Source organism: Budvicia aquatica DSM 5075 = ATCC 35567 (genome assembly GCF_000427805.1).
GTDB classification, from domain to species: domain Bacteria; phylum Pseudomonadota; class Gammaproteobacteria; order Enterobacterales; family Enterobacteriaceae; genus Budvicia; species Budvicia aquatica.
Genome location: NZ_ATYS01000057.1, coordinates 1 through 24,071 on the forward strand (window position 1 = coordinate 1; position 24,071 = coordinate 24,071).

Here is a 24,071-nt window from a genome sequence, read left to right on the forward strand (position 1 = left end):
AATTTTGTTGATACATACGCTGAGGCTAGTGATGGCATATGCCAACCAGCTCAGGCGTTCAAAGGGCCCCAAGCCAAAGGACTAGGCCAATGAGCGTTCGGGGAATAACAGGCTTCACCGCCTTGGGCTGTGTTCTTGGCTTAGCAAAAAACTTAATGTTTTCGGTGCTGGTGGGTATGAAAACACAGGTCAAGGGCAAGGGCGGATCGAGTCACAGAATACTTAGACTCCTAGAACATAGATAAGGGACACTTTGCGAATCGTTATAAAACAATAAGTTAAAGGGTGCATTTTTCTCACCCATGCACACGAAATTAGTCACGNATGAGAAAGTGTTTAAAAACAGTAAGTTAATAGAGGTGCTCAGTGAGCGAAAAATCAGCAAAACAAATTATCGATGAAATGGCTTTGCCGAAAGGTAAGCCCGTTAANTTTGCCATGATTTATGACGCAGGGTTTGAGTTTGTTGATGGCTTATTGCGTGATGGTGAAGGCTCTGCTGCGAGGGTATACCTGCATCTAGTCAGAAACATGGACAGCAACAGCGGGGCAATCCTGACGGACCTAAGCTCAATTATCTCTGACCTTGGTATTTCTCAGGCAACACTTTACCGGGCGCTAACGACGCTGAAAAAATCAGGGCATTTAGTGTGCCGCCACCGCAATCTATTCGAGATAAATCCAGAAGGGGCGTGGAANGGGCACTCAAACCGCAAGAACAGTGCGTTATTCATGACTCAAGGCAAAAAGACTATTAGCCGTAATGTGAAGTATCGACTAAACGGCGCAAGCAAACATAGCGACGCTATGACCATTGTAGCAACGCTTGAACCCATCGAGGGGGTAGGAAGCAAGACGCCGGAAGATTTAGCTTTGGAGAGAGAATTCAACGCGGCGCTTGCAGGAGAGAGAAAATGACTCACAACTCACCCGTCTCAATTATGCCATTANGAACGTTATGGCGCCAGCAGGAGAACTTATGCTGAATATTACTCCTAATTTTTCTCAGGACCGTGCACTAAATATGCTGCGCCGAGACTGGAAGCAACATAACTCATTCATGGTATATAGCCCGACAGGAAGCGGTAAAACAGGGTTAGCGGGCTTCATCACCGACGGGCATGTTTCTCGTGGTATGCGCGTTTTGTTTGTGGTTCCTTACACGACGTTAATCTCTCAAACTGCCGACCGTTTTATTCAGTACGGACTACCTGAGGACGAGATTGGCTATATCTGGCGCGATCATCCGAATTCTGACCCTAACCGAATGATTCAGATTGCCTCTGCTGATACGCTTATCCGGCGTGAATTTCCCGATAACATCGATCTGCTGATCGTGGACGAAGCACACCTTCGCCGAAAAAAGTTACTTGAAGCCATCAAATACTTAANCGAAAACACAAAGGTTAAGGTGATCGGCCTATCAGGAACGCCGTTTTCATCATTTCTTGGTCAGTATTACCAACAGTTGATAAAGCCAACAACGATTAAGGAACTGATATCAAGGGGCGANCTAAGTAGTTATGAGTTTTTTGCGCCGTCAGCGCCAAACCTGAAAGGGGTTAAGACTCAACAGAGTAATGAGTACGGCGGCGACTATAACGAAGAGCAACTTGCTGAAATTATGTGCGGCGCAGATCTGGTTGGTGACATTGTTCGGAACTGGCTTGAAAACGGTCAAGACCGCTCAACGATATGCTTTTGCGTTAACGTCCGCCACGCTAATCACGTCACTATTGAGTTTAATCGCGCTGGCATAGCTGCCGAAGTCATGACGGCAGGAACGCCACACGATGAACGACAGTTGATAATTCACCGTTTCGAGCAGGGAGCGACTAAAGTCATCGTGAATGTCGGAGTTTTGGTGGCTGGGTTTGATAGTGATGTTCGTTGCATTATCTACGCCCGGCCAACTAAGTCAGAGATTCGGTGGATTCAGTGCGTCGGGCGGGGATTAAGAACAGCACCAGGCAAAGACACTTGTCTGATATTCGATCACAGCGGCTCTGTTCACCGGCTTGGTTTTCCTGATGCCATTGAGTATGACTCATTGCCGGGTACTAGCGACGGAATGAAAGACAGCAAGGTGCAGGAGCGGGCCAAGCGCGTGGAGAAATTACCAAAGGAATGCACCCAATGCCATTTCATGAAACCCGCAGGTGTTTATGTATGCCCTAAATGCGGCCATAAGCCGCTATCTGGTGAAGATGTTGAGGTTGATTCAAGTCGTGGACTGAAGAAAGTCAGCAAGAAAGAGCGTAAGTACACCAAAGAAGATAAACAGCGCTGGTGGTCGCAGATCAAATACTACCAACGTCAGCGTACATCCATGGGTAAGCCCGTTAGTGATGGCTGGTGTGGGCATACCTATAAAAGTAAATTCGGCACATGGCCTAACGGGCTACAAGATTATCCTATCGAGATTAGTCCGGAGGTCAGTAATTTCATTAAATCAAAGCAAATTGCTTTTGCAAAAGGTCGGGAGAAGCAACAGAAACAACAGGAGACAAGTGAACCTCAAATAGCACTGCCCAGCATCAATCCGGCACTTAAATCCTCCGAATATCTTCGCCAGCACATCACTCCGGCAGGAGGTAGCTTATGACAACTCGCATGAAAACGACAGATGCGGTCGTTGGTCGCTGGGCCGAAGTATTCAAGGAGTACGACTTACCCCCGGTTACGGGTAAGCGACATTATGGTGGTGAATGCCCTATCTGCGGATCTAAAGGTTCATTCAGAATTGATAATAAAGATGACCGGGGAACATTTATTTGTAAATGTCATGTTGGTGATGGCTGGAAGTTGCTCGAATTAACGCAAAAGAAGGATTTCAAAACATTAGCCGCTGAGGTGGATGAAATCATCGGCAACAAGTATGAAAAAGATGCCACTTCACTACCTAAAAAAGATGATCGTTCGTCGTTACGTAAGCTGGTAAGCAATAAATATTCTTCCCTTGTTGGGCTGAGAGGAACGGAAGCAGAAACCTACTTACGGAATAGAGGCATTAACTGNTTGCCCACAGATCANGTTCGTTACTGTGATAAGCAACCCGTACGCGGGCATAAGAAGATTTTTCAGGCCATATACTCATTGGCTACTGATGACAAAGGGGTTTTGTGTTATTTGCATCGCACTTTATTGGACGGTGGCAAAAAAGCAGATGTAGAACACCCCAAAAAAATGAAAGCATTGCAGGATGATAACTACATTGAGTATGCCTGTTCGGTTGCCATCCGCATGTATTCGCCAGCCTCAACACTGGGGATAGCTGAAGGGATTGAAACAGCTCTTTCGTGTAAGCAGATTTATAACGTTAACACATGGCCAGTAATGAACGCTCGTTTCATGGAAAAATTTAGGGTCCCCATAGGGGTGANGCANCTAATCATTTTTGCAGATATGGATCCCCATTCAGCGACTGGGCACTCCGCTGCATTTGCATGCGCTCACGGCAATCTCACCGNAAAAAATGACTTAGTAAAGGTAAGCGTACGCTGGCCAGATTCAGGAGATTTTAACGATATGCTGGTGAATGGCGAGCAAGTTAGAGAGCAGGTTTTTACAAAAAGGGTAGCAGCATGAAACTTGAATCAGCATTAAAGCACTTTAGCCCTCAAGGATTAGCTATCACTGATTCACCAAATGGCACATCAGCAGANCGCCTTACTGGGACTGATATCATGGCTGCACTAGGAATGACCAAAGCAAAGGCGAGTTTTGGTGTGTCGGCATTCCTGGGTAAAACAGGTATTAGCAATGAGGACAAAGCTAGAGCTGTTGAGGAACTAACCCGATATGCCTATCTGAAAGCCCCTAAACTGGTGGGTAAGGTTGCTGGTCGTCGAATGGCCCGCTGCATGCAGATTCTGGCAACGCTCGCCTATGAGGAATATTCTCATTCAGCGGGTACCAGCGTGACATGTCACCACTGCTGTGGGAAAGGAACGANGAAGGCATGGCGGGATGTGGTGAAATATCCNGGATACATCGGCNTTGATGGTGAAGAGAAAATACCGCCTNTTATTGAGCGAGAGGTAGTTAGCGAGTTATGTCAGCCCTGCAATGGGAAAGGCGTAGTCTATAAGCGTTGCCGTAATTGCAAAGGAACCGGGAAGGCTATCGACAGGGAGTCTACAAAANCCACTGGCGCACCCGTCATTAAGGGTTGTGAGCGCTGCGGAGGAAAGGGCTATAGCCGGATGCCATCATCGGTCGCTTATAGAGCTATCACCGCGCTACTANCAGAACTGAATGAAAGGACGTGGCGCAGGAANTGGAANCCGNTTTATGACCTGTTAGTAACTAAGTGCGACATAGAGGAAGGGGTAGCGGCGGACGAATTTCAGAAAGTAACGAAATGATTATCACAGACTTGCATTTTGTCCGGATGTGGCGTAGATTCCTTAAATAGTGGGAATTTCTAGCTATACACCACTAACACATTTTTAAGCCCTGCCAGAAATGGTGGGGTTTTTATTTGTATACGGAAACTGCACTGTTCTCTCCACACTTGTATACATGCCACCTTCGGGTGGTTTTTTATTTGGAAGATTCCGCGCAGAGGTACACAATCCGGCTTGAACCCGGATGGACTGGAAACGGTAGGGGGTCAACTCCTCAATCTTCCGCCAATTTGAACTGCTGCAAAAAATGCAGTAGTTCATTTATGTTAGCTCAGGTGGTTTTTTGTTTTAAGGATGCGGTTGCTGTTGTTTAATTCGCTCAGGTAGAACAAAGACCACCTCTAGGAACAGCTTTAAGAAGGAAACGAACTCACTAGCTTCTTCTTGTGTCGCTTGAAGCTCATGCACTGCCTCATTGCCGTTAATTCGTACCCGGTGTGACCAATCTTTCATGGATTCGGTGATAATACCATCATTCCTAGCTTGTTCGATTCTGGATATGAGGTTGTTTTTTTCGTATCCAAGGGAGCGAAGCGCAACCTCAAGGACACTTCGGCAACCCGAAACGATACGCGCGGGCGTTCTATTCATTAAAATATCTTCTTGAAGCTCAACAAAAATAGCCCTTAACCCTTGAGGGTAGTATGGGGAATCATCAGGGTTTTGTGGTGAAGGGTATGTGCCTAGAATTTTAGGTAATTCACCAGTGTATCGCCATTCTGCTTGATTTGATGAGCGTTGGGCTTGCTGTAATTGCCCATAGTTACATTCAAACCAAATTAAGACGGGGGATTCACATTCAGGGCATGTAGCTACACCATAGGCTTTCATGTGGGTACTTTCATTAATAGATCTCACACTGACATTGTGAGTATTGTTTACAGATCCGGTTTTAACAGGCTCTTTGTGATAATACTCACAAACATTTAAAAGTCGAAAATGCGTCTCACGGATACAGTGCGGACATTTTAATTTAATGGTGAACATGATGACCTCAAAAGTAGAATTAATTAATTCCTTCGATCACTGTATCACGGCTTCGGTCACTGATTCCATTTCCGATATTGCACGGCAATTTGCTCTTGCTCAAACAAAGTATGGGTGGGATCAAGCTATAGAAGGACTTGCTATGGCTTTTGTTATTGCTGAAAATCGTAGGCGCTTTCTTGAAACTGAGCTGGCAAAACATTAAGAGCCCGCTCACAAGGCGGGTTTTTTGTTATCGCAGCATTTAAATTATATTTTACATTCCCAAATTTTATCAGGGATTGAAAATAATGGTTGATATATGCCTGACACATATAACCAACTAAGCAAACCAGCTGCGAGAAAAGCCAGAAAAATCACTATAATTCTTTTTAGTATAGTTCCCTCTTTATTGTCGATTATTTTGAATAAGGTAAAGTCGTTAGTAAAAACGTCCAAGAGAAAAACTAAAAATAAAAATGCAATAACAGGTCCAACAAACTTCATTCCCAAGCCGGGGAATTTACAATCTGCGCGAGCTACAAAAAAATAAACTAATCCGTTTATGACCGTGTAACTGGATAGCTTCGATATAACAGCGCTTATTGTTTTAGTAATTTCAGGGGTTTTTTTAGAGATACTTGCAATTTGCTCAATAATATATTCAATTTTCACAACATAAATTCCTTTTAACCCATAGGTAAGAAAAATAATACCGTTATTTTGATTGTCACGTTAGTCTCTTTATTGCCTCGCCTAGTGCGGGGTTTTTTCACATCTAGCCCCAGCTAAACCGTCAACACACACCACCATAGAGCAGTGACTACGGCTGGTGGCTATTCCTATTAACTAAATGGCCCCAAATAGGGGGTGGATATGCGTATGCCTGACAAATTTGGGTTCTGGGCCGATGTATGGAACTGGATCAACGCAAATACGCCGGTTATATCTGGCGCTGTTCTGGCCTTTATAGTCGCCGTAGCTCGATCAAGAAAAGAAGGTGAGGGGCTAAAGAGCTCCCTGCTTGAAGCTACGCTATGCGGAATATTAAGCCTCGGTATTATTTCAGCATTCGAGTATTTTGGGCTCCCCCCGAATCTAGCGACATTATTTGGCGTCATTATCGGCTTTCTTGGAACTAAGAAATTAGCAGGGATAGTTGATTCTTTTATTGGACGTAAGTTTGGGGGCGGAAATGGTAACTAGTCAAAGTGGTATTGATTTAATCAAATCATTTGAGTCGTGCCAGCTTAAGGCATACCTATGCCCTGCTAAAGTTTGGACTATTGGTTACGGACACACATCAGGTGTTAAGCCTGGTGATGAGATTAGTCAAACTAAAGCGGAGCAATACTTAAAAGCCGATTTGGTTAAAGTCGAACAGGATATTAATAAAGTGGCTCGCGTTCCTCTGACTCAGGGGCAATTTGATGCGTTGGCATCATTCACCTTTAATTGTGGATCACGTGCGCTGAGTGCTTCAACGTTATTGCGGAAGTTAAACCAAGGCGATTATTCCGGTGCTGCTAATGAATTCTCTCGCTGGGTATACGCTGGTGGCAAAGTGCTGGGCGGCTTAGAACGCCGTCGCAGATTAGAAAAACGGATGTTCGAATCATGAGTTTTTCATTAAAAAATGCAATCGCCATACCTGCGACAATCTGCCTTATCTTGATGCTTCTTTATACCCGCTGGCTTATCAATGAGCTGGGGGAGGTAAAACACGAAAAACAGCGAGCAGTAACAGCATTAGCAGAAGAGCGAGCAAATTCAGCCAAGCTGAGAACGCAGTATTTACAGATTCAAGGGGTTGTTGATGCCATTGCAGAGAATAAACAACAGTCAGATAAAAACACTGAGGCACTGCGAAAAGCTTTGGCGTCTGCTCAAAAAGGCTCCCCGTGTGCTGGTGTACCTGTTCCTGATCCCGTTAATCAGCAGTTGCGCGAACAGGCCGACCGAATCAACGCCGCTGCCGCTACCAAGTAGTTTATTTACACCTTGCTCAATCCCGGATTATGACGTTGTTTGTTACACCGATTACCCTGGTTATGTGGCATCGCTAATGGGCGTGATAGAGAAGTGCAACAGTCAGTTACTTGGTATTAAGCGAGCATCAGACTCTATTAGTAAAACAGCGGGTGAATAATGGTCTGGTATGACGCATGGCATTTAAATTGGCAGCGTTTTCGGTATTGGCGCGAGTGGGTAGGATTTGAAGGCGCTTACTACAAATTAAAACGAGAGAAACGAGAATCCCCGATTCAACAAGTGAGGAATTAAAGTGAAACAGAAAACAATGCAAGAATTAAAGAATGAAGCTATGTCCACGCTGCAAGAATACTTTCCGAACGGTGGACGAGATTGGGATAACGTTACTGCCGTTATTGATGCGATTGCTGAGGGTAAAATCCCGAATGTAACGATGTTTACTAACTCGACATTTGAAAGCGCCGTCGAGCCAGCAATCAAGTGGCTTAATGATAACGTTCACCCGCATCATACTATCGTTATCACAAGCACTGACGCTGAATTACTGGAAGGTCAGCAAACTCACCGCACCGAAAAGTTTTTGAAGGACTAATAATTATGAAATTAGTATTAACAGCAAAACAGATCAAGGATTTAGCGGACTTTGTGGAAAAGGATGGTCAACCGTCATACACCATCACTGAGGGTTATTTTCCGCCACAAGAAGGTATTGAAGAATATACCGGGCTGGTAGCATATTCAGCGTCAGAAGAACACGGCGTATTGCAGCTCAAGTAGTCATTACAAAGCCTACTCACTGAGCGACTTGATAATGGCAATGAAAAACCCCGCCGAAGCGGGGCTCACTCTTACGTACTCATCCCTGAGTAACGATTGATGGTTGCATTTATAGCGAATGCGGTCAAATCGGGTTGCGGAGAATGCGGGATGTTTCGCAAATAAGGTATAGTTAACCGACATTTCACTAAATAGGAAAAATGATGAGTAACTATAACGATAAGATATATTTAGCAATGAGACGCGCAGAGGCTACTGGTGGTTTAGGTGGCTCAGCTTTAGCAAATGAAATCATTGCTATCCTAAAGCCTTATTATCAAGGTGGGGATGAATCCATCAAGGTAGCTATTGTTAATAGAATAAAAGAACTAAAAAAGCAGCCCGGAGTTGGTTTTTCAATTGACTATCTTAAGCAGTTATCTAACTAAGTTATCTGAATTACAAAGAGCCCGCCTAGTGCGGGTTTTTAATGCCCAAAGCCTACTCTAAAATGGGCTCGATAATGATTACATCTTATAGAGGGCTGGTTAATACTCTTACGGAATGGATGGTTTGTAGCCCATCTTCATTTCTAAACTTTACGGTTGGAATCGTCTCACCAGCATTAATGTTGGCAGGAAGGTCCATTGTATCTCCAGCCTTAATGAATGAGTTTGCGCGAATCTCAAGAACATATGAAGCCACATCTTCTTTTGCGGCGACGACTATAAGCGGATTTCCACGTATAACTTGGGTAATGCTAGTTCGAATCATATTTTCAGTTGTCATAATGGTCCATATCAAAAAAAAGCCCCAACGAGTGGGGCAAGCAAAATAATACCAATCTCATCGTGGTATGGAGTGCAGTGTCGTTAGCCACACTCACTATAAGGATATGACACAATTTGATTATTTCCAGTCGGTGGCTATTTTTAGATAAAAAAATCCCCACAAGGAGTGGGGGGAGGAATGCACAGGATAGCTATTTTTATTATAGGGGTCTTAGGACTGAGTATCTCTTTCGGTTTCCTTTGAGTCAACATTGCTTTCGATACATGCATCTCTATTTTATAAAATACCAACATTCACCCTGATTTAACTGTTAGCTTGGAATTTTATATAGGTATTCGTGTGTGGTGGTATCGCTAATTCAGAGGGTAATAGATTTACACCCAGCACAATATTCCAATCAGGTCACTTCGGTGGCCTTTTTTACGCCTGATAAAAGGTATCGCTGTTATGGCCAGAATTAATTGGGAGGCTATCGAGCAAGTATATCGTGCCAGCCAACTTACCATCGAGGCAATAGCAGAAGCTCACGGCGTAAGATACGAGACGATAATCAGAAGAGCTAAAAAGTACGGATGGGTTAGGGGTAAAAAAGTCACAAAAAAGTCACAAAAACAGAATGCTCAAAAAGTCACAAAAAAAGTCACAAAAAAAGTCACTATTTGTGATCACTTAGAACCCGAAAAATCCGGCATGTCTACACCACCCAATCACCCGACAAACCAGACTGAAAATAGCAGCATCCAACTATCGATAAACCCTGATGAGTATGGGCTTAGCGAACGACAGTCCAGATATGTTTTTGAGTATTTAAAATGTCGAAATAAATACGAAGCATATAAGAAAGCTGGTTATAGCTGCGAAGGATTAACCGGCGAAGCCGAAGCCCGCAGAATCCATCGGAATCCATCGGTAAATCGAGCAATTAAATACGCTATACAGGCACAACTTGCCCGAATCGAATTTGATGCTGATAGCGTCGTTAGGGAGTGGGTCTCTATTGCCACCGCTGACCCTAATGAATTATCCCAGCTCAGGCGAGTTAACTGCCGTCATTGTTGGGGAGATAAACATCATTATCAGTGGAAAGACGAGGCTGAGTTTTTTACTGCCGAATCTCAATCTGCAAAAGACAACGTACCACCGCCTAGTGACCGTGGCGGTTATGGCTTTACGTCGAATGATGATCCTAATCCTGATTGCCCAAAATGTAACGGCGAAGGTCACCAAGAGCTATTTTTACCCGATACCCGTGATTTAAGCCCGAGCGCCCGAAAACTCTACGCTGGCGCTAAGCAGACTAAAAACGGCTTAGAGATACAAACTCGCGATCAGGACGGTGCTCTTAAGCTACTCGCCCAACATCTGGGCATGTTCAATAAATCAGACAATAACAATCAGCCAATCATTGTTAACAATGCGCTGGATTTACCTGGCGACGATGACGACGAAGAGGATTAACACTAACCGGGGAAAACATGGCCATAGAAATTAAAGCCCCCCGGCTACACAAGCGACAACGAAAAATATGGAAGGAAGGGAAGAAGCACCGTAACAACGTTGTCCGTTGCGGTCGTCGTTGGGGTAAGACGATCATGCTCGTTACGATCGCCTTTTCCTACGCTGTAACTCTGTTTAGAGATTTGCTAACAGGGGAAAAGAAAGGCGGCAAGATAGGTATATTCACCGCCGAATATCGTCAGTATCAGGAAATTTACGACAAGCTCGTTTATCTTCTTGGCCCGCTAGTTAAAAGCCATTCCCGAAGTGAAAAGCGGATTTTGCTGAAAAATGGCGGCGTTATCGACTTTTGGGTAACAAACGATAATGAATTGGCCGGGCGCGGGCGTGAATATCATGTCGTTCTGATTGATGAGGCTGCCTTTACTAAAGCGCCTCAGATGTTAGAGGAGATCTGGCCTAAATCTATCAGCCCTACAATGCTGACGACGAAGGGCCGTGCATGGGTATTCTCAACTCCTGATGGTATTGACGAAAATAACTTTTTCTATGCTATCTGCCGGGATAAAAAACACGGGTTTTACGAGCACCACGCGCCGACATCCACAAACCCATTAATTAGCGCCATAGAGTTGGCAAAAATTGAGCGTGATAGTGATCCGCGTGTATTCCGTCAGGAATTTTTAGCCGAGTTTGTGGATTGGTCCAAAGACTCATTATTCGATGTCGCTAAATTGCTGGTGGATGACAAGCCGGTAATGATGCCGGCTACCTGCGACATGATTTTTGCCGTTATGGATACCGGATTAAAAGGCGGCTCCGAAAATGATGGTCATGGTGTCGTTTACTACGCGCTTGAGCAAACCTACGAAAAACCGCGATTAACCATCCTTGATTGGGATCTTACTCAGATTCAGGGCTCATTACTGCCCGAATACATGCCGCATATATTCAACCGCCTTGATGAGCTGACAAGAATCTGTCACCCGCGAATGGGGAGTGTTGGCACATTTATTGAAAACGCAGCTATGGGCGCTATTTTGCTTCAGAAGGGTGAGACGGAGGGTTGGCCGGTCCGGGCGATCGATTCTGTACTGACAAGCAAAGGGAAGGATGAGCGCGGCGTGATGGCATCCGGTTATCACTACACAGAAAAAGTAAAAATCAGCGAACACGCATATAAGAAAACCTCAGTGTTTAAAAATTCTGAGGCTAACCATTTTTGGAAACAGGTGTCCGGTTTCCACCTTGCAGATAAAAAAGCGGCAACCAGAGCAGATGATTTACTGGATTGCTACACATACGGCGTAATTCTCGCATTTGGTAACAGTGGGGCGATCTAATGGCAGAGATAGTAATTAGTAACGGTATGACCTCACAGTTAACCGAGTTACTGACGAATAACGAAAGTATCGAACCGGGTTCCGTGGCCGGGTATGAACTTTGTAAAATATTATGGGAGCAGCACCCGTTAGGCGGAAAGCTGGTCGAGAAACCGATCACGATGGCATTATTTAAACCCCGTGAGAATAATCTTGAAGATGACCCAGACCGTAGAATTGTTAAAGCGTTTGAGGGTGTTTGGCTCAGACTTGGCGTTACGGAGAAGATTAGAAACCTGCACTTCATCACTCGGTGTTACGGAGCGGCGGCGATTGGCGTAGGGACAACATCAACTAAAGCCGCTGAGGTTTTACCTTCTTTTGGCCTGTCAGAGTCAGATATTTTTATTAACGTATTCGATCCACTTAATGCGTCAGGCTCCATGGTGACCAGTCAAGACCCTAACGCGCCTGACTTTCAGGAGCCGAAAAATACACTCAATATTGCCGGGCAGGACTGGCACCCATCGCGAACGATGAAAGTATTTAACGGTGCGCCAATCTATTTGGGCTATCAGTCGTCAGCCTTCGGATTTACGGGGCGTAGCGTCTTTCAGCGGGCCTTATACCCACTTAAGTCGTTTCTTCAAAGTATGGTCGCTGACAACATGGTTAGCCAAAAAGCGGGCGTGTTGGTCGCTAAGACCGCACAAAACACCTCGGTGTTGTCGGGACTAATGGCGGCAGCGGGCATGATAAAGCGTGAGTTATTAAAATCAGCAAAAAATGATGGGGTATTGAGTATCGGGGCAAGTGATTCGATTGAGTCGCTTGATTTGCAAAACGTCGATAAAGCCCTCACGACCTCACGTGACAACATCATTGCCAATATTGCGGCAGCCAGCGATACACCAGCGCTTTTAATCAAAGATGAAGCATTTGCTAATGGATTTGGTGAGGGCGCGGAAGACTCCAACGCGGTGGCTCAGTATATCGACAGTGTCCGCCAGACCATTGACCCAACCATCATGTTCTTTGAGAACATCGTTCAATACATTGCATGGGATGAGGCATTTTTTGACGCGCTGGCTGCCGACTATCCAGATCAGTACGCCGGGCGAAAGTATGAAGATGTGTTTTATGGGTGGAAAAGCGGTTTCTCATCGAAATGGACCGATTTACTAGAACGCAAACAGAGTGATGTTCAGGACGGCGAGAGCAAGATCCTGAATCAAGCCTCAACGCTTTATACCGCGCTATCAGCCAATTTAGACCCTGAAAATAAAGCAGCGCTAGCCATCTGGTTGGCTGAAATTATCAATACGTTAAGTTTTTCAATTGATACGCCCCTAATACTCGATGAGGAGGCGTTAGCTAACTACGTCCCACCACCACCGGTGAATAATTATGGCAATGAGAAAGAAGGCGAAGAAAAAGCGACCTAAAACCTTTTTCGAGACGCTAACCGAGGCCGTCAACTACTACATAGACAATGGCTGGGACTCTGAAAAAGCACTTCTTAGCTGGTCAAATAAATTACGCATCGCATCCCACAGAGAAACAGCAGACGCCGCAACCACCAGAAACCACCTCACCGCGATTTATAAACGCCTGGTGATAGATGGTGGTGCACTAAAGGATCAGCCTGCCGACGGCGTAAACGCATTCACGCTGAAAAAAATGAAGCCCGACCTCAGGAAAGAACTCGACCGGCGGATATTTGCCGCGTCCGAGCTGATCAAACTGAACCGTACCCAAGCGATAGATAAAACTATTCAGCGTTTTCAGGGTTGGGTTTCATCCGTTCCGCCTGGTGGTACTAATGCGGCGGACCGGGTTGAACAGAAGCGGGGGATTATGGGTGCTCTTGAAGATCAGGGTTACATCGATAGGCGTGTTGCTATCGTTCAGGGCCATAAACTGGCTTCAAACGTGACTTTCCTCATTTCAATCCAAGGTGGCGCAATAGCGTTCAAATGGCATTCGTCGTGGCGTCGTCCAGGTTATGGCTACCGGAAAGACCACAAAGACCGCGATGAGAAATACTACCTAATTAGAGACTCATGGGCAGTGACTCAGGGATTGATCAAGCCGGTTGATGGGTACTACGACGAAATCACCGCCGCTGGTGAGGAGGTTTATTGTAGTTGTAAAGCGCTTCCAATTTACGCACCGCAAAAATTACCTGCCGAATTTCTAACGGAGAAAGGCAAACGTGAATTTAACAGAGCTTGAAGTAGCGGAAGGAATACGGGACGGGCGAATACCATCGCCTTTCGAGTTTTCCGGTATGTGGTTAGTAAACCTGAGAATAACGGGCACCGGGGCAGCATATAGACGTGGTTTAGATGAGCACGTTTGGAGAGACCCCGACATTTACCTTAATGATGCTTTTCTCAAACGCTGCAACGGGCTACCGGTAATTATCGATCACCCCGAAGAGGCAAAATTAAGTGAGGAGGATTTTAAAAACAGAATTGTTGGCGCGGTGATGCTCCCCTACATCAAGGGTGATGAAGTCTGGGCAATTGCCCGGGTTTATCAAAATGACATCGTTGAGCAAATTAAACGGGGTGAGGTATCTACCAGCCCATCAGTGATATTTAACCAAGACTCGGGAAATGTGGCCATCGATGCCGGGGACGAGACGATATTAATTGAGGGTAAGCCTTTTTTAATTGATCACATCGCATTGGTAACGAAAGACCACGGCACTTTAGGTGTCTGGGATAAAAATAAAATCCCAGAAGGCGTAGAAAACTCAAATAAAGGTGATTTTGAAATGACCGAAGAAGAACTGAAAAAACTTCTCGCCGATTCATTCGGTACGTTTGGCGCGCAAATTAATACGCGTCTCGATTCATTTGGTGCTCGTATGGACAGCATGGAAGGTAACGCGCAAAAGGCATTACAAGCCCGCGCTGATGCTGACGAGCAGGCTAAAAAAGACGCGGATGAAAAGGCCGCGAAAGACGCCGCAGACGATAAAGCCCGCGCGGATGCCGCAGAAAAAGAAGCGGAGGAAAAAGCTCGCAAGGACGAAGCCGCCGCCGCTGAGCAGGCCAAAAAAGACGCTGATGAAAAAGCAGTGAAAGACGCAGCCGAAGAACAGGAACGACAAGATAACGCTGAAAAGGATGAGGAAAGCAAGGCTGATGCTCAGGTTATGGCCGACTCTGCCTATCGTGAATTCGGCAAGTCTGCCCGCGCACCAATGAGCGGGGAAACCACCATTAACTACCGCAAGCGTATGGTTAACGGACTTAAGCAGCATTCGGCTACTTACAAGGATGTCGACATTATTGCTATTGCTGACTCCGCGCTACTCGCTATCGCTGAAAAGCAGGTTTATGCCGATGCGAAAGCCACAGCAAAAAGCAAGATTGCCAGTACGCCAAATGTGCTGATCCCCGTGGTGCGCATGGATGATGCGGGGCGTCGTATCACTGAGTATCGCGGGGACGTCAACACGTGGTTGAGTTCATTCAAACAACCATCTCAACAACTGGTTAAATTTAACACTGTAGGGAGTAAGTCATAATGGGAAGCATCAGCTTTGATCCATTCAAAACGCAGGGTAGTAGCGTTAACTTTACTGTTGATTCCAATGGACTCACCCAGGGTGATGCACAAGATGATCCTGCTGTTCGCCTTAAGTTGGCATCAGGGGTTGTTACCGGCACAGACCCAATGTGGGGTGGTGTGGGGATTATTGAGTTAATCCCTGCTGCGATGTCAAAAATTACCGGCTCAAAAATTGCCCCGGCAACAGCCACCTCGTGCAGTGGGTTTACTGTCTTTAATCAGGCCTATCACGGTATTACCACCCCAAGCAGCCAAGTCCCCCAGTATACATCTGGCGGATCGGTGCATTACTACCGCTTGGGCTCTGGTGCGCGTATTCCGCTTCAAATTAGCGCGGCTGTTGCCGCTCTCGCTACTGATACGGTGGCAATGGATGCGAATAAGTTTGCGTGGGATCCGACCAATAACTGGATCGATATCGACAATACCAACGGTATGCCATTAAAGCTCCTTGCTGTTTCTACAACAGGAAATTTAGCGGCGGTACAGGATCCAACAACAAAAAGCGTGAACTGGGATACAACAAAACCAGTTGGCTTGTTCTTAATTTAAAGAGGCTTTAAAACATGAGTGGATTCGCTCCTGCAATTACCGTCATTCAGCCTTCAATGATGCTCCCGCAAATTGCTATGCAATACAGCATGGCGACCGGCGCGTTTGAGTTGCTGGCTGATGGCGCACCGTCAGTGAAAATCGGCAGTTCTGATTTAGCTGTCTATCAAAAATATCTGCGTGTTACGACTAATACACAGGCGGGGCAATCACTTCCGGGTGAGCTGCCATCCTCTAGCGTAGTGCCAAGCTATGATCAGATGATGACCTATCGTATTTCTACGCGCTCTCAATATAACGTGTTTGACAGTGAGGCTGCCGGCAATTGGGGGTATTCACTGACAGAGGCGTTACGTTTAGCTGCACGTCAAGGCATGGCCCAACAACTGCGTAATATGCTGCTGTACGGCATTAACGCAACGAATAACGAGGGTTTGGTCCATTCCCCAAATGCAGTAACTGCGAACTTGGGAAGTGATAGCGGTGCCAATACGACTTACCAGACGTGGGATTCTGGCGAGTTAGCGCAGTACATGTTGAATACTGTCGGGTCACTGAAAACTAAAATGTTCTTACTTGGCCAGCCGGTGCGTATCGTTATTCTTGCCCCGCAGCGCTTTTTGCAGCAAATCACCTATGCCGGTGTAGTTCAGTTGACTAACTTCCAGCGCGTGGGCGCGGGTACAGCAACAGCCGCTGAGATGGTGAAAGCGATCGCGGCGGGTGCGGGTGGTGATGAGATTATTTTCTGTGCTGATGATACGCTGATTGGTAAAGGCGCTGGTGGTACTGACCTGATCATCATTTCAGCCCCTGAGATTGTTGTCCCCGCTACGCAGTCAACCATCAATACGAATATTTTTGCGACCCTGACCCCGAACCAACAGGCCGTTAACATGATGTTCTGTGATGTCCCTGCACCGACGGAAATTCCATCACCAGTGCCAGACGGTGGACTAACCACGCTGTACACCATGCGCAGCACTCCGGGCTGGAATATCCGGCCAGAAGGCATTACGTTGTTATCCGCGGCATCCGCATAAATTATCCAAATCGTAAATAAAACTAGAGGGGCTTAGGCCTCTCTTTTTTTTGAGGTGAGAAATGAAACTTTATATCGCTAACTGTACGCATCAGAGCCATTTTTTCAATTACCGCTTACCTGAGCGACTGCAGCCATTTTTCCATGCGATCCCGTCAGGCCATCAGGTCATGCTGGATATGCCAAAGGATTCCGTCAATTTCGTTATCGAACAGCATGAGTTATACGGCCTTTGTTTAGCCAGCAAAATTAACGGTAAGTTTTCCGGTCTGTGTTATTCAATCGATAAAGAGATGGATGTAAACGCCATTCAAAACGGTATCGACCAGAAGTTAGAAAACATGGAGGCACAATCGCAAGAAATCCGTGAGAACGGCGTCATAGCGATGAATCATGTCCTTGATCAGGCCGCAATCCAGAACGGGGAAGCTCCACAAGCTGGGTTAGAAGTTGAGATCAAGGGTGAACCTCTGGATTCAACCAAAGGCGACGCCAAAACGTTTACTCAGAAAATTAAAGTCGGTAAGTAAGGCCTGATTTTCATATCCAACCATCTGAATTTTACCGGGGTTTACTATGACATTATTTATCGCCAACTGCTCACCACTGACGCGGGTTTTCACTTATCGATTACCAGGCGCGGTAAATGCAACATCTTTACGGATTCCACCCTGCGACCAGATTGTCATTGAGGGTTTGCCCGGTGATATCGCCAGTGTGATTAAACAACACAGCATGTATGGACTTGTCGATATTAAGACTATTTCATCAACTGAAAAATTTGCGGGGCTTTGCTACTCAATCGACAAAGAGATTGATATGGCAAGCATGATAAAGAGCGAAGAACTGCCTGCTGAAACAGACGCGGAAGTTAAAAGCCCGGCGAAAGCGAAAGTTAAGGAATGATATGAATCAGGGACTCCCAACACTTGAAGGCTTTTTACAGTTCGTCAGGGGCTATATGGGCGTCCCTGTTACCGCAATCGCTGATGATTCTTTGGTTATTGAGGAGGTTTATTCTCTAGCCCTTGAGTGGTCAAACATTAGCGGCTACCGATCCATTCTTATCACTCAGCCCACCACTTATCGGATGTTGGTGTATAACCTTGGTGCTTCATTTCTGATTAATTACGCCAATGATGTCACTGATAGTACGTATTTTGCTGACCTGAGAAAAAGCCTCGGACTAGGCAGGATGGTGACTGGTTTTGTCAATTCCGCAGCCGATCAGGGTACCTCTCAGGCAACAACGACACTGGATGTCCTGCAAGGGTTAAGTCTTGCTGACTTGCAATTGATGCAAGACCCTTATGGGCGCAGAGCTTTAGCCATTCTGATGGAACTTGGCCCGCTATGGGGTTTGTCGTGAAACTCCGTATCGGCGTTCAGGATATTCCCTACGGATATGGCGACAATCCAGACGCAACCACGTTTGAAGTGGCCACCATTCTTGAAGATGAATACAGCCTTTTTTCTATATTCTTTAAGCATTATGAAAAGGAAATCATGCGGGAGGCGCGAGAGGCTATCACTTTACAGATTGAGAATCATCTTAGATTTGGTTCGGTGATGTCCGATACGTTAATCCTGAGTGAGACGGAAAAGCTTTTTCATCTATTCCTTGAAAGTGAAGAAATGGCTGGGTTAAGCATTGATAAGGTGCCGACACTGGCGGCTATTGATGGCGTCAATTCGCGCTTAAAAACCACGAGTGGACAACGTCGGCCGTCGTTCATTGATGGTGGACTCCTTAAAACAAGTTTCATAGCATGGATAGAAGACGATGAGAATTGATGAAGTTGCTGCAACGGTGGGCACTGAGTTGGCTGTTGCCCTTCATTCCGCAGTAGAGACGATATCCTCAAGCCAGCGAGTCACCTTTACGTTGTACGTGAAACAGATTTTACCCCTTGATGGCTACGTGTACTGGGTTAAAGCCTCGATCGTCAACCCCGCCGAGTTAGCGCGTCTCGGGTTATCTGATTCGCCACTATCCGTTAGTATCTCTGGTAGCCTGCACCGCCAGGCGCTTAGTGAGCAGACGGATACGGTATCTCAATCTATCAATCATATTATTTTTACGCCGATTGAAAAAATTGACGATTTTAACGTTGTTGACCCCAACGGTATGTATCTCGGTCAGTATGAGGGTGTGCAGTTTACGTTCTCGCGTATGGATAGCCGGTACACGCAGGCCGGTATTTTTCACTATCGTGGTGAATCTGTTAGGCCATCCATGCGCACTCAGATAATTGATAGTCAAGACGATATCAACACCGATTTAGTGCTATCTAACAGCATACCTATCTGGTTACTGAATAATCACATTGCGCCCGTATACCCTTCCTACTTACTACCCGCAAACGTGCCTGCGCCGTATATCGTTGCCGATGTTCAAAGCACAAAACCTTTGCAAGGAGCGGCGGGGTATGTTCGAAAACCCGACGACCCGGATAATTTTAGACGGTTTCAGCACGTGCAGGATTCGGTAAGGGTAACTCTCTATGGGCTGAGTAACGATGATGCCCTCAGGTACGTTGATTATATCGTGCAGAGGGCCGTTGATTATGAAGAATTCGGTATCACTAATTCCCCGGTGGTTTTCGACGACAAGTTGAATCAGGTTGAGATAAACGCGCTGGCGAAGAAAAAGCACGTTGATTTTGAGATTAACTATTACCAACAGATAACGCGTGACCTTGCGCTGAAATTAATTAATAACGCTTTCATTGATTTGGAGAATGAATAAATGTCTAAAGACTATCAGATTGTTGAGGTCAACGTTTCTCAAACGGTTGGCATGATGCCGTCTAAGTTACAGCAAACCGGTGCGCTGCTCTCAATGGGGGGCTCCAATCTTCCCGCAGGGAGTATCGAGTTAATCACCCAGTTTTCGGAATTGCTTGATCTGGCCAGCCTTCCAATTGAAGAGGTAACCATTGGTTATCACTCGATGACACTAACTATTGGTGCGTCGCTCCCTTATCACTACCAGGATGGGGATACAATAGAAGTAAGCCTCAGTGGATTTAGCCCTGCTGTCTATAACGGCGCTTACCTCGCAATGGTAGAGTTACCCAATAAATTGCGAGTGACCGTCCCCATCGAGTTGCCAGATGTCGTTATTCTTGGAAATATTCAGATACCCGATTCCGCCGAATTACTCGCTATGGGGCGAACCTTCTTCGCTCAAGGCTCTAAACAATCGGTATATGTCTATGAAATGGGGGCGGGTGACGTTGATGTTAAAGTTCAAGAGCTTGAAATGTACATTAGTGACCCTAGCATCCGGTTTTATGCCTATCTGGTCCCTAAGTCGTGGGATAGAAACGAGAAGTTCATCCAATTAGCTAAGAACTACAGCGCCAATACGTCGATGTTATACTTCTTTGTCACCACGCAAGGCCCCGGCAATCCATACAACGGCATTAAGTCTGTTATCGTCATGGCTGAAGAGTACGTCACCCCTTATTCTGAGTGCAGCATTGCTAGCATGATGTGGGCCTTCATCTCAGCATCACCTTCCGATATTAATAAAGTTGCCCCGATGGCGTTCCGCTATCTTATTGGTGTGACCAAAAAATCAGAGAAAGGCTCTTATCTCGCCGCTCTGAATGCGAATAATATTAACTATGTTGGTACTGGGGCTGAGGGTGGGATATCAAACACGGTGCTGTTTAAGGGGGTAGGTTGCGACGGTAACGACCTGACGTACTGGTACTCTGTCGATTGGATACAAATCAATGCTCATATGGCACTGGCTAATGAAGTCATTAACGGCAGCAACAACCCGATCAACCCGCTGTATTACAACCAAGACGGCATTAACCGGTTACAAAACCGCGCTCAGAGCGTGTTTAACACGGGCGTTATTTATGGGCTGGTGAACGGTAACCCGCAGGTTGGTGCAGTGTCATTCCGTGAGTACTCCATCAATAACCCGAATGATTACGCTCTAGGCCGGTATGCGGGTTTATCCGCCGAGTACACGCCGATGCGTGGGTTCATTAAGGTTATTTTTAACATCAACGTCACTATGCAACTTTCCTAACCTGGGGATATAAATCATGGCAAACCCATTTGTGCCGCAAGGCGTCTTTAATAAAGTCCGCGCCTCGGTAAAATTCACTCAGTTCCCTGAGCTCAATATCACCGCGTCCTATTTAACGCAAGACGGTATTGATATTGCCTTTCAGGGCGATGCGGGCGTATTGCTGCCGACAATGAGCGGCGGTGCCTCTTCACCAAATCCATACCAGATGCTAGCGATCAATATTCATCTAGTCCGCAGCCAGGCGATGGCTCAGATGTTTAAAAAGCAGATTGAGACCGATACCTTTTTGGGTGAGGCTAAAGTGTATTCTGACTCATCAACGCTCGGCGACTTTACTATCCGAAGTGCTACGTTACGCTCTGCAGGTGATGTTAGTTTCTCTGGACGAGACCCCGGTTATCTTATCTCTCTCTTTGGTATCTATGACACCAACGCGGATATGTGGAATATTTTCTAAAGCAATCCCCAAGGTTATCCCCATTACAGCCCCGTACCGTAACAAGGTCGGGGCTTTCTTTATTCTGTAAAAATAGGTACCCAAATGGAAATCTCAAAAAAACTGAATTTGGTTGTTCAGGTAGAAACCGATAGCGGCAATATTTACGTTCACTCAACGCCAATCCGAAAAGAAATTTACCGTGAGCATTTCATCCCGTTAAGTAAAACGTTTACCGCTATTTTCAGTCAGGGCTTGAGTGTCATTGCCGGCCCCCGTGTGGCGTACCTGATGCTTGAAACTGTCTGTAAAGATATGAACATCTGGGAAGGTGAGCGCGGCGTAAAAAATACGCTGGTGCAAGAGATTATTCGCAGTTCTTCCGTGATTATTCCGGTTGATGGCCGTGGTTGGGATGATCAGCCTCTTGATGTGGCTATTAGTCGGGGCGTTGTCGATCTCGATGATGTGATGGGTGAACTGGTTTTTTTTACATGTGTTTCAGCCATAAACAAGCCGAGTCAGGCGATACGTATGATGGACGACGTGAGTTCACTATGGGGCAGTGTTTGTACGTCGCTGAACTGTACGGAGTGGGTAGCGTCATTACCGACATCGACAATCGCCGAGATTTCTGGCGAGACGGCGACCATCTCGTCAGTGCCGTCCTAAATTATGCCTGTCATGAGGGGATAGACGGTTTTATGCGGGAGTACGGTTTTGATATTCGTTCTGCCGCAGAATTCCGTGAGTTGCTTAAAAATAAAAAAGGTACACCGTGATGGCTGAAAATAAATCTATTTTAGATATCAATGTTGATGTCGATTCACTCAAAGAAGCGCAATCGACCATTGAGCAACTAACCCGACTGACGAAAGAGTATAACGACAAATACGGAAAGTTCGGGCAAATCAAACTACCCAGTACGGGTGGTGATGGTGGCCAAAAAGAGGATGAAGGCACTAATTTTCTTAAGGGCATAGATAAGTACACAAAAGCTGCTGATAAGGCTTTTAAAGAGGTGAATAAAACGCTCGGTAAAACAACCTCAAAGCTCAAAAACCTGTTTGTCTCTGCTATTTCGTGGGCTTCGGCGATCGCACTACTGGCTGTTGGTGGTGGCGCGTTTGGTTATAAATCCCTCGCCTCTAAAGTGGCTAATGATTATTCCGGTGCTCAAGGGAAGATGGTCACGACAGGGGAGATGAAGGCTGCTAATAACATCTATGAAAACCGGATCGGGAATGTCGATGGTTTATTGCAGATGTTGGCGCGAGCTAAGATAGACCAAGGGTCAGATGAAGGCACTGCTGTATTGAATATGGGGCTTGACCCGAGAGCCGGTGTCTTCGAAAACCTGCCCAAGCTACTCCAGTCTATCGTAGACAGGGCAGGCAATGACCCCGCTTTGGCCTATACCCAACTTTCAGCGTATGGGATGGACAAGTACGTACCGCCCGAGCAGCTCAATCAGCTTATAGCCAATAAAGACCAATTACCCCAGCTTGCGCAGCAGGCAAAAGAGGTTGCCCCCAAGTTAAATATGACTGATGCCAGTCAAAGGGGGCTTCAATCACTCGGTACAACCCTTAGTAATAGTGGCGATAAGATATTTGCCGCATTTGTCCAAGCTATTGAAAAGCTTAACGGGCCTATAGAGACACTATCCAAAACCTTTTCGAACGCCGTGGCTGATTTTCTGATTGGGCCTAACGGGCAGGCTGTTTTTGATGTACTTAGTGACGGGCTTAATAAGTTTAGCTCGTGGATCAGTAGCCCAAAATTTCAGCAGGATTTGAAGGATTTTGGAACCTGCGTGGCCGACGTAGTTACTGGGCTGGCTCGATTTATTACGTTCCTCAGTGATCCGCGTAAATTTGCTGCTGAATTAGAGAAAGAGAGCTCCTTTACTCAGCCTGGCGATGAAAATAAACCTAAGGATGGCAGTGTTGTTGGGTTTGCCGTGGCGGCGGGTAAGACCATGATAGGGATAGGTACGACTATATGGGATAGTACTGCTGGTGGTGGTATTAACGAACTTAATCGACAGTCTGGTGCGCTTATTGGTGGTAACGACCCGCGCGGCGTTGATATGGCCCCTCAAGATGAAGATCGCAAATTGAGAATGTATGGATACTCACAATATAAACAGTGGGCTGCGTCAGTGGGTAGGCTATCGGGCATCAGTGGGGATATTACGCGGGGTAAGATGGGGTTTAATCCCGGGAACTTAGTGGATGTGGGGCAAAAAGGAGCGGGGATTATTGGTAAGGATTATGGTGGTCAAGCCATTTTCGATACGTTAGAGAATGGAGTTATTGCCAATTTAAAACAGTTGAAACGGAACATCAACGGCCAGAACAGGAACAATCTTGGGTTCCGATATGACACGATCGATAAGCTCGTGGAATCATGGGATAAGACCGAGGGTGAGGCTGGCATCGCTGGTCGGGCGAGTTATAAAAAAATGATTGGTAACGCCTTAGGTCTCAAACCTACAGATCAGTTGGATACTGCAAATGCTGACCAGATGGCCATTTTATTTAAGCATATGGCGAAATTTGAAACAGGTATGGATTTACCCGCAAATGATTTAAAGCGGATTTATCTCCAGCTTGATGTCAAGCAGCAGCCGGGATCGGATATTCAAACTCAATTACGTTCTGCGGATGCCGGTATTCCCGTGGGCGTACGTTTAGGGGGTTAA

Annotated in this window: 30 protein-coding genes; 27 read left to right on the top strand and 3 right to left on the bottom strand. The window is 46.0% G+C overall.

Annotated features, from left to right (window positions below):
- Positions 1-979 precede the first annotated feature (979 nt).
- From YWE_RS0117570 to YWE_RS0117580, 3 genes are all read left to right on the top strand, one after another.
- Complete coding sequence (locus YWE_RS0117570) at positions 980-2,605, top strand: DEAD/DEAH box helicase (protein ID WP_029095719.1); 1,626 nt, start codon at positions 980-982, stop codon at positions 2,603-2,605.
- Positions 2,606-2,613: 8 nt separating this feature from the next.
- Positions 2,614-3,588 carry a DUF7146 domain-containing protein gene (locus YWE_RS0117575; RefSeq protein WP_029095720.1) on the top strand — a complete coding sequence of 325 codons (975 nt, stop codon included), beginning with the start codon at positions 2,614-2,616 and terminating at the stop codon, positions 3,586-3,588.
- The gene (locus YWE_RS0117580; protein ID WP_029095721.1) at positions 3,585-4,367 is read left to right on the top strand and encodes an antitermination protein Q; all 783 of its coding nucleotides are present in this window, start codon (positions 3,585-3,587) and stop codon (positions 4,365-4,367) included. The genes YWE_RS0117575 and YWE_RS0117580 overlap by 4 nt, the downstream gene beginning before the upstream one ends.
- A 330-nt stretch (positions 4,368-4,697) precedes the next feature.
- On the opposite strand, the gene YWE_RS30115 is transcribed toward YWE_RS0117580, so the two are convergent.
- Entirely contained in the window at positions 4,698-5,396 is a 699-nt protein-coding gene (locus tag YWE_RS30115; RefSeq protein WP_051323407.1) for a DUF4145 domain-containing protein, read from the bottom strand.
- A gap of 1 nt (position 5,397) precedes the next feature.
- Between YWE_RS30115 and YWE_RS0117590 the strand changes: the two genes are divergently transcribed.
- Complete coding sequence (locus YWE_RS0117590; protein WP_029095722.1) at positions 5,398-5,601, top strand: hypothetical protein; 204 nt, start codon at positions 5,398-5,400, stop codon at positions 5,599-5,601.
- 44 nt (positions 5,602-5,645) lie between these two features.
- On the opposite strand, the gene YWE_RS0117595 is transcribed toward YWE_RS0117590, so the two are convergent.
- Entirely contained in the window at positions 5,646-6,050 is a 405-nt protein-coding gene (locus tag YWE_RS0117595; RefSeq protein ID WP_029095723.1) for a hypothetical protein, read from the bottom strand.
- Positions 6,051-6,251: 201 nt separating this feature from the next.
- On the opposite strand from YWE_RS0117595, the gene YWE_RS0117600 reads away from it, so the two are divergent.
- The 7 genes from YWE_RS0117600 to YWE_RS0117625 all read left to right on the top strand — a co-directional run bounded on the left by YWE_RS0117600 (position 6,252) and on the right by YWE_RS0117625 (position 8,572).
- Positions 6,252-6,581: a phage holin, lambda family gene (locus tag YWE_RS0117600; RefSeq protein ID WP_029095724.1), complete on the top strand. Its 330-nt coding sequence runs from the start codon at positions 6,252-6,254 to the stop codon at positions 6,579-6,581.
- Positions 6,571-6,996: a lysozyme gene (locus YWE_RS0117605; RefSeq protein ID WP_029095725.1), complete on the top strand. Its 426-nt coding sequence runs from the start codon at positions 6,571-6,573 to the stop codon at positions 6,994-6,996. Before YWE_RS0117600 ends, YWE_RS0117605 begins: the two co-directional genes overlap by 11 nt.
- The gene (locus tag YWE_RS29095; RefSeq protein WP_029095726.1) at positions 6,993-7,364 is read left to right on the top strand and encodes a hypothetical protein; all 372 of its coding nucleotides are present in this window, start codon (positions 6,993-6,995) and stop codon (positions 7,362-7,364) included. The genes YWE_RS0117605 and YWE_RS29095 overlap by 4 nt, the downstream gene beginning before the upstream one ends.
- A complete protein-coding gene (lysC, locus tag YWE_RS31990) occupies positions 7,285-7,524 on the top strand; it encodes an Rz1-like lysis system protein LysC (protein WP_428829275.1) in 240 nt (79 codons plus the stop codon). The genes YWE_RS29095 and lysC overlap by 80 nt, the downstream gene beginning before the upstream one ends.
- 135 nt (positions 7,525-7,659) lie before the next feature.
- A complete protein-coding gene (locus YWE_RS31110; RefSeq protein ID WP_036016429.1) occupies positions 7,660-7,959 on the top strand; it encodes a hypothetical protein in 300 nt (99 codons plus the stop codon).
- Between the two features lie 5 nt (positions 7,960-7,964).
- On the top strand, positions 7,965-8,144 hold the full coding sequence (locus YWE_RS0117620) for a hypothetical protein (protein WP_029095727.1): 180 nt from the start codon (positions 7,965-7,967) through the stop codon (positions 8,142-8,144).
- Positions 8,145-8,347: 203 nt separating this feature from the next.
- Positions 8,348-8,572, top strand: a complete 225-nt coding sequence (locus YWE_RS0117625; protein WP_029095728.1) for a hypothetical protein — start codon at positions 8,348-8,350, stop codon at positions 8,570-8,572.
- An 85-nt stretch (positions 8,573-8,657) separates the two neighbouring features.
- On the opposite strand, the gene YWE_RS0117630 is transcribed toward YWE_RS0117625, so the two are convergent.
- Positions 8,658-8,912: a hypothetical protein gene (locus YWE_RS0117630; RefSeq protein WP_029095729.1), complete on the bottom strand. Its 255-nt coding sequence runs from the start codon at positions 8,910-8,912 to the stop codon at positions 8,658-8,660.
- A 450-nt stretch (positions 8,913-9,362) separates the two neighbouring features.
- On the opposite strand from YWE_RS0117630, the gene YWE_RS27680 reads away from it, so the two are divergent.
- The 16 genes from YWE_RS27680 to YWE_RS0117710 all read left to right on the top strand — a co-directional run bounded on the left by YWE_RS27680 (position 9,363) and on the right by YWE_RS0117710 (position 24,071).
- On the top strand, positions 9,363-10,373 hold the full coding sequence (locus YWE_RS27680) for a terminase small subunit (RefSeq protein ID WP_051323408.1): 1,011 nt from the start codon (positions 9,363-9,365) through the stop codon (positions 10,371-10,373).
- 17 nt (positions 10,374-10,390) lie between these two features.
- Positions 10,391-11,716 carry a terminase large subunit domain-containing protein gene (locus YWE_RS0117640; protein WP_029095730.1) on the top strand — a complete coding sequence of 442 codons (1,326 nt, stop codon included), beginning with the start codon at positions 10,391-10,393 and terminating at the stop codon, positions 11,714-11,716.
- On the top strand, positions 11,716-13,140 hold the full coding sequence (locus tag YWE_RS0117645) for an anti-CBASS protein Acb1 family protein (RefSeq protein WP_029095731.1): 1,425 nt from the start codon (positions 11,716-11,718) through the stop codon (positions 13,138-13,140). The genes YWE_RS0117640 and YWE_RS0117645 overlap by 1 nt, the downstream gene beginning before the upstream one ends.
- Positions 13,103-13,930: a hypothetical protein gene (locus YWE_RS0117650; protein WP_029095732.1), complete on the top strand. Its 828-nt coding sequence runs from the start codon at positions 13,103-13,105 to the stop codon at positions 13,928-13,930. The genes YWE_RS0117645 and YWE_RS0117650 overlap by 38 nt, the downstream gene beginning before the upstream one ends.
- Positions 13,911-15,236 carry a DUF2213 domain-containing protein gene (locus YWE_RS0117655; protein ID WP_029095733.1) on the top strand — a complete coding sequence of 442 codons (1,326 nt, stop codon included), beginning with the start codon at positions 13,911-13,913 and terminating at the stop codon, positions 15,234-15,236. The genes YWE_RS0117650 and YWE_RS0117655 overlap by 20 nt, the downstream gene beginning before the upstream one ends.
- The gene (locus YWE_RS0117660; protein ID WP_029095734.1) at positions 15,236-15,832 is read left to right on the top strand and encodes a hypothetical protein; all 597 of its coding nucleotides are present in this window, start codon (positions 15,236-15,238) and stop codon (positions 15,830-15,832) included. Before YWE_RS0117655 ends, YWE_RS0117660 begins: the two co-directional genes overlap by 1 nt.
- 14 nt (positions 15,833-15,846) lie before the next feature.
- On the top strand, positions 15,847-16,875 hold the full coding sequence (locus tag YWE_RS0117665; RefSeq protein WP_029095735.1) for a hypothetical protein: 1,029 nt from the start codon (positions 15,847-15,849) through the stop codon (positions 16,873-16,875).
- Positions 16,876-16,936: 61 nt separating this feature from the next.
- Positions 16,937-17,404 carry a hypothetical protein gene (locus YWE_RS0117670; protein WP_029095736.1) on the top strand — a complete coding sequence of 156 codons (468 nt, stop codon included), beginning with the start codon at positions 16,937-16,939 and terminating at the stop codon, positions 17,402-17,404.
- Positions 17,405-17,450: 46 nt separating this feature from the next.
- A complete protein-coding gene (locus tag YWE_RS0117675; RefSeq protein ID WP_029095737.1) occupies positions 17,451-17,780 on the top strand; it encodes a hypothetical protein in 330 nt (109 codons plus the stop codon).
- A 1-nt stretch (position 17,781) separates the two neighbouring features.
- Entirely contained in the window at positions 17,782-18,243 is a 462-nt protein-coding gene (locus YWE_RS0117680) for a hypothetical protein (RefSeq protein WP_029095738.1), read from the top strand.
- Positions 18,240-18,668 carry a hypothetical protein gene (locus YWE_RS0117685; RefSeq protein ID WP_029095739.1) on the top strand — a complete coding sequence of 143 codons (429 nt, stop codon included), beginning with the start codon at positions 18,240-18,242 and terminating at the stop codon, positions 18,666-18,668. Before YWE_RS0117680 ends, YWE_RS0117685 begins: the two co-directional genes overlap by 4 nt.
- Positions 18,658-19,623, top strand: coding sequence for a hypothetical protein (locus YWE_RS0117690; protein ID WP_029095740.1), 966 nt, complete (start codon positions 18,658-18,660; stop codon positions 19,621-19,623). The genes YWE_RS0117685 and YWE_RS0117690 overlap by 11 nt, the downstream gene beginning before the upstream one ends.
- Positions 19,624-20,925 carry a hypothetical protein gene (locus tag YWE_RS0117695; RefSeq protein WP_029095741.1) on the top strand — a complete coding sequence of 434 codons (1,302 nt, stop codon included), beginning with the start codon at positions 19,624-19,626 and terminating at the stop codon, positions 20,923-20,925.
- Between the two features lie 16 nt (positions 20,926-20,941).
- Positions 20,942-21,385, top strand: a complete 444-nt coding sequence (locus YWE_RS0117700) for a hypothetical protein (protein WP_029095742.1) — start codon at positions 20,942-20,944, stop codon at positions 21,383-21,385.
- 84 nt (positions 21,386-21,469) lie between these two features.
- A complete protein-coding gene (locus YWE_RS27685) occupies positions 21,470-22,036 on the top strand; it encodes a hypothetical protein (RefSeq protein ID WP_051323409.1) in 567 nt (188 codons plus the stop codon).
- Between the two features lie 109 nt (positions 22,037-22,145).
- Complete coding sequence (locus tag YWE_RS0117710) at positions 22,146-24,071, top strand: ETRAMP family protein (protein WP_029095743.1); 1,926 nt, start codon at positions 22,146-22,148, stop codon at positions 24,069-24,071.